Origin of the sequence: Saccharomonospora iraqiensis subsp. paurometabolica YIM 90007 (assembly GCF_000231035.2) — a bacterium.
GTDB lineage: Bacteria > Actinomycetota > Actinomycetes > Mycobacteriales > Pseudonocardiaceae > Saccharomonospora > Saccharomonospora paurometabolica.
This window is the reverse complement of sequence record NZ_KI912263.1, coordinates 21,026-24,705: the sequence shown is the minus strand read 5'-3', so window position 1 is coordinate 24,705 and position 3,680 is coordinate 21,026. Positions and strand designations below refer to the sequence as shown.

Here is a 3,680-nt window from a genome sequence, read left to right as displayed (position 1 = left end):
CGGGGTCCCCGGGCGGGGTGCACCCGCAGGAGCGTCGGTGACGCAGCTCGGGGGCCAGCCGGACCGTCTCGGCGGCACGGTCGGGGTCGGCGATCCGGGCGAGCAGCAACCGCACGGCCTGCGCCCCGATCTCGGCGACCGGCTGCGCCATCGTGGTCAGCGGCGGATCGACCAGGTCGGCCCACTCCGGGTCGTCGTAGCCGACCACGGCCACGTCGGTCCCGATCCGGATCCCGCGCCTGCGCGCCTCGTGCAGCACCCCGACGGACATCGCGTCGTTGGACACGACCACGGCCGTGGCCGGATCGGACGCGTCCAGCAGGGTGCCGAAGGCGTGGGCGGCCCACCCGGACTCGGAGTACCCGCAGGCGAGCAGATCCGGGTCCCACGGCAGTCCGGCGCGGCCGAGGCCCAGCCGGTGCCCGAGAATGCGTTCCTCACTGGTCGCGAGCCCGGGCGTGCCGCTGATCAGGCCGATCCGGCGGTGCCCGTGCGCGGCCAGGTGCTCGGTCAGCGCCGAGGACGCCTGGATGTTCTCCGAGCCGACCTGGTCGACGTCGCCGCGCGTGGACACCCGGTCGAGCAGCACCGTGGGGGTCCCGACGGACACCAGCTCGCCGACCACCGCACCGTCGCCGGGGGCCGGGGTGAGCAGCAACCCCTCCACCCGCCGGGCGCGCAACGCGCGGACGATGGCGCCCTCCGTCTCCGCCGTGTCGTGCGTGTCCGCCAGCAGGACCGTGTACCCGGCGGCCGCGGCCTCGCGTTCGACGGTCCGCATCAGGGTCGCGAAGTACGGGTTCGCCAGCAGGGAGATCGCCACCCCGATCGTGCGGGTGCCGCCCGTGACGAGCGACCGGGCGATGGCGTCGCCCGTGTAGCCGGTCCGTTCGACGGCGTTGAGTACCGCGGCACGAGTCTCGGGTGCCACGGCCCGGGTGCCGTTGACGACGTGCGAGACGGTGGTGATCGACACACCGGCCAGGTCGGCGATGTCGCGCTGGGTGGGCCGGTTCGACCGCGGCGGTGCCATGATCGCCTCCTGGAGCACGGTGACGACGGGTCGCACGTCAGCCAACCCCATCGCCAACCGTTTGCGCAAACGCTTGCCGAGTCGCGGCCGCCCGCCTACGGTCGCAGGCGCGGGACGTGGAGGAGGTCCGTGTCCGGGAGCTCCCGGCGGAGCCGGCCACCCACGCCGCCGTGACCGTGGCCGCGCCCGGGTGCTCTCCTCGCTGCGCTCGGGCGCTCCGCCTGTGACGCGCTCCGGCGCCCCGGCGCCCGCCGGGTCCGGGGCGCCCGGCTTCCGAGGGGAGTGACATGACCTCGTTCGACGAACTGCTCGGCCGCGCGCAGACGCTGGTCGACACCGGCAGGCGCACGGTGCTGGGCATCGCGGGTCCGCCCGCGTCGGGGAAGACGTCCCTGGCCTGGCGGATCGCCGACGCGCTGGGTTCGCACGCGGCCGTGGTGGGCATGGACGGCTTCCACCTCGCGCAGGTGGAGCTGGCCAGGCTGGGCCGGACCGACCGCAAGGGGGCACCGGACACGTTCGACGCCCACGGCTACGTCCACCTCGTCCGGCGGCTGTCGGAGGGCCGCGAGCCGGTGTACGCGCCGGAGTTCCGGCGGGAGATCGAGGAGCCGATCGCCGGTGCGGTACCCGTCCCGCCGGGCGTGCGGCTGGTGATCACTGAGGGGAACTACCTGCTGCTCGACTCCGACCCGTGGGACACCCTGCGCTCCCTGATCGACGAGGTCTGGTATCTGCAGCCGGACGAGGACGCCCGCATCGCGCGGTTGGTGACCCGGCACCGCCGCTACGGACGCTCACTCGTGGAGGCCCAGCAACGCGCCCGCGGTTCGGACCAGCGCAACGCCGACCTGATCGCGCGGACCGCGGACCGCGCCGATCTCATCGTCCGGGAGATGGACCTGCCGCACTTCGCCGTCTGAGGTGCCGCGTGGGGCGGGCCGTCAGGCCCGGGTGGTCTGCGCCTCGGTGTCGCTCGGCTTGCGCATCTCCTGGCGGTAGCGCCAGAGCCCGTAGACGGTTCCGCCGACGAAGAAGCTCAGACTGGCCAGCATCAGCGCGGTCTTCAGCCACGGCATCGAATCCAGCAGCCCCGCGCCGTAGTACCCGACCAGCACGAGGGCGGGCACCCACAGCACCGCACCCACGACGGTGGCGACGAGGAACCGCACGGGGTTCATCCCCGCCGCGCCCGCGATGGGTGGGGTGAGCGTGCGGACGTACGGGATGTAGCGCGCCGCCACGACGGCGAAGAAGCCTCTGCGGTCGAAGAACAGCCGGGCCCGTTCCAGGTTCCGCCGGTTCAGCACCTTGCCGTCCCGGCGGGTGACCACGTGCACACCCGTCTTCCGGCCGATCGCGTACCCGGCCTGGTTGCCGAGGACGGCGACCACCAGGGCCACCCCGGACAGTGCCCAGGCCTGCCCCTCCGCGCCCTCCTGGGCGAGCACGATCCCGGCGCCGAGCAGCAGCGAGTCACCGGGCAGGAACAGGCCGAGGATCAGCGCGCACTCGATGAACACGAAACTGAGCACGACGACCCAGAGCAGGGGGATCCCCACCGTCATGAGCCAGTCGGGGGCGACCGTCGCGGCGTCGGCGTGCAGCGTGTCCACGTCGGCAGACTACGTTGCCGCCCGGCGAGGCGGTGACGGTGACTCGGAATCGGCCGGGTGTCCGCGCGGTTGAGCCCGGTATGACCGATGACGCACTCCGTGCACTCCTGACCGACCGGCGGTTCGGTGTGCTCGCCACGCTCCGGCGGGACGGACGGCCCCAGTTGTCCACCGTGATTCACCACTTCGACCCCGCCACCGACACCGTGCTGGTGTCAGTCACCGACGACCGGGCGAAGACCCGCAACCTCCGCCGGGATCCTCGGGCGAGCTATCACGTCTCCAGTGCCGACGGCTGGTCGTACGCGGTGGCCGAGGGGACCGCGGAGCTCACCCCGGTGGCCGCCGACCCGCACGACGACACGGTGGCCGACCTGGTCGCGCTGTACCGGACCATGGCGGGTGAACACCCGGACTGGGACGAGTTCCGCGCCGCGATGGTCGCCGAGCGCAGACTGGTGGTGAAGCTGCGGGTCGAGCGGATGTACGGCATGGCGCGGTGACAGCCGGCGGTAGGGGACGGTGGCGGTAGGGGACGGTGCTCCGTGCCGGTCAGAGGGTGACCAGGCCGAGCACCGATCCCACTGCGAATCCGAGGGACCCCGCGAGCAACAACATCCAGCGCAGGGTCAGCGGTCCCGCCCCGGGTCGCTGTCCGTTCGGCCGGGAGCCCGCCTCCTCGCCACCGAGACCGGACACCGCACGGCGCAGTTCCAGGGAGTCGTGGTCGGCACCGGACAGCAACCCGTAGCCGCCGGCGAGCCCGGCCCCGGACCCGTCCGTACCGCCCGTCGGCACCGACGCGGCCGACGGCCCGGACGCGGCCGACGGCCCGGACGGGGCGGCGTGCCGCGGTGGCGGTGGGGCGTTCCGTGCCTGCGCCCGCAACGCCTCGCTCAGCAGACGTTCCGGATTCTCGCTCATCGGCGCCTCAGCGTAGTGGGCGCGGCAACCCCGCACCCGCTCACCCGGGTCCGTCCCGGTCCGGCCGCGGCACGGACCGTGCGTCGTCCGGCGGTGCCCCGACCCAG

5 protein-coding genes are annotated in these 3,680 nt (G+C 73.5%); 2 read left to right on the top strand and 3 right to left on the bottom strand.

Annotation, left to right across the window (positions count from 1 at the left end; all coding sequences use genetic code 11):
• Positions 1-1,033 (bottom strand): LacI family DNA-binding transcriptional regulator (locus tag SACPADRAFT_RS29560; RefSeq protein WP_007026898.1); only part of this gene is annotated, 1,033 nt, incomplete at its 3' end.
• 287 nt (positions 1,034-1,320) lie between these two features.
• Here SACPADRAFT_RS29560 and SACPADRAFT_RS0223440 point away from each other — a divergent pair.
• The gene (locus SACPADRAFT_RS0223440) at positions 1,321-1,956 is read left to right on the top strand and encodes a nucleoside/nucleotide kinase family protein (RefSeq protein WP_007026897.1); all 636 of its coding nucleotides are present in this window, start codon (positions 1,321-1,323) and stop codon (positions 1,954-1,956) included.
• Positions 1,957-1,977: 21 nt separating this feature from the next.
• Here SACPADRAFT_RS0223440 and SACPADRAFT_RS0223435 read toward each other — a convergent pair whose 3' ends face one another.
• Positions 1,978-2,649 carry a DedA family protein gene (locus SACPADRAFT_RS0223435; RefSeq protein WP_007026896.1) on the bottom strand — a complete coding sequence of 224 codons (672 nt, stop codon included), beginning with the start codon at positions 2,647-2,649 and terminating at the stop codon, positions 1,978-1,980.
• Between the two features lie 80 nt (positions 2,650-2,729).
• Here SACPADRAFT_RS0223435 and SACPADRAFT_RS0223430 point away from each other — a divergent pair, with 80 nt between their 5' ends.
• Positions 2,730-3,152, top strand: coding sequence for a PPOX class F420-dependent oxidoreductase (locus SACPADRAFT_RS0223430; RefSeq protein ID WP_007026895.1), 423 nt, complete (start codon positions 2,730-2,732; stop codon positions 3,150-3,152).
• Positions 3,153-3,201: 49 nt separating this feature from the next.
• Here the strand turns inward: SACPADRAFT_RS0223430 and SACPADRAFT_RS33575 are convergent, their stop codons facing one another.
• Positions 3,202-3,573: a hypothetical protein gene (locus tag SACPADRAFT_RS33575; protein WP_007026894.1), complete on the bottom strand. Its 372-nt coding sequence runs from the start codon at positions 3,571-3,573 to the stop codon at positions 3,202-3,204.
• Between the last annotated feature and the right edge of the window lie 107 nt (positions 3,574-3,680).